The sequence below is a fragment of the Kitasatospora sp. NPDC056531 genome (assembly GCF_042794375.1).
Classification (GTDB): Bacteria; Actinomycetota; Actinomycetes; order Streptomycetales; family Streptomycetaceae; genus Kitasatospora.
Map to the genome: position 1 here is coordinate 1 of NZ_JBHTTU010000341.1, position 1576 is coordinate 1576.

The window sequence follows — 1576 nt, forward strand, 5'->3', positions numbered from 1 at the left end:
TCACCGTGGCGGCTTGTGACGTCGCCGATCGGGAGCAGTTGCGGTCCCTGCTGGACTCACTGCCCGCGGAACACCCCCTCACCACCGTCATCCACGCGGCCGGAGTGCTCGGTGACGGCCTGGTGGACGCGACTGATCCGTCCGCGATGGCCGAGGCGCTTCGCCCGAAGGTGGCCGCGGCGCTCAACCTCCACGACCTCACCAAGGACCTAGAGCTCGACGCCTTCGTCCTGTTCTCCTCGATCATGGGTGTCTGGGGCAACCGCGGGCAGGCGGCCTACGCCGCGGCCAACACCTTCCTGGACGCACTCGCCGAGCAGCGGCGCGCCCAGGGGCTTCCGGCGACGGCCGTGGCCTGGGGTGCGTGGGACGGCGGCCTGGTCGGGCCGGAGGAGAAGGAGCGGCTCCGCCGCCAGGGCATCTCGGTCATGGCACCCGAGCGGGGGCTGAGCGCCCTCGAGGAGGCGCTGCGAGACGGCCGGCCCAGCGTGACCGTGGCCGACGTGGACTGGGCGCGGTTCATCCCGTTCTTCACTGCGGCTCGTACCTCGTCGCTCTTCGACGAGCTGCCGGAGGTCCGCAAGCTTCAGGAGGAGACCGCTCGCCCGGAGCGCGGCGGGGCGCCCGCGCTGCCGCTCGCCCAGCGACTCACCGGTCTGCCGGAGCCCGAGCAGGAGCGCCTGCTGCTGGAACTCGTCCGACGCAGCGCGGCGGACGTGCTCGGCCACGCGACCCAGAACGCCATCGAGCCCGCGAAGTCGTTCAAGGCGATGGGCTTCGACTCGATGACCGCGGTCGACCTGCGCAACCGGCTCAACGCCGCGACCGGCCTGCGGCTCTCCACGACCGTGGCCTTCGACCACCCGACCCCGACCGCAGTGAGCCGACTGGTGCGCCGGGAACTGCTCGGCCTGTCGGCGGGGGCCGCCGCGGCGGCACCGGCGGTGCAGCCGGCGACGGTGGACGACGGCGACCCGATCGTGATCGTCTCGATGGGCTGCCGCCTGCCGGGCGGCGTGACCACGCCCGAGGAGCTATGGCAGCTGGTCGTCGACGAGCGCGATGTGATCGGCGGCCTGCCCACCAACCGTGGCTGGGACACCGACGGACTTTACGACCCGCAGCCCGGACGACCCGGCAAGTCCTACGTCCGGGAAGGCGGATTCCTTTACCAGGCGGACGAGTTCGACGCCGCGTTCTTCGGGGTCTCGCCGCGTGAGGCGGCGGCGATGGACCCGCAGCAGCGGCTGCTGCTGGAGACCTCGTGGGAGGCGATCGAGCGGGCCGGCGTGGACCCCGCCTCGCTGCACGGCAGCCCGACCGGTGTGTTCGTCGGCATCGCCTATCAGGACTACGCGTCCCGGCTCCACGAGGCCCCCGAGGGCTACGAGGGGTACCTGCTGACCGGCAAGTCGTCCAGCGTCGCATCCGGGCGGTTGTCGTACGCGCTGGGCCTGGAGGGGCCGGCGGTGACGGTGGACACGGCGTGTTCGTCGTCGCTGGTGGCGCTGCACCTGGCTGCGCAGTCGCTGCGGGCGGGGGAGTGCTCGCTGGCGCTGGCGGCGGGCGTGACGGT

At 72.5% G+C, this 1576-nt stretch carries 1 protein-coding gene; it reads left to right on the forward strand.

Annotated features, from left to right (window positions below; translation table 11 throughout):
• A partial coding sequence (locus ACFQ87_RS46260; protein WP_380617052.1) for a beta-ketoacyl synthase N-terminal-like domain-containing protein occupies positions 1-1576 on the forward strand: 1576 nt, incomplete at both ends.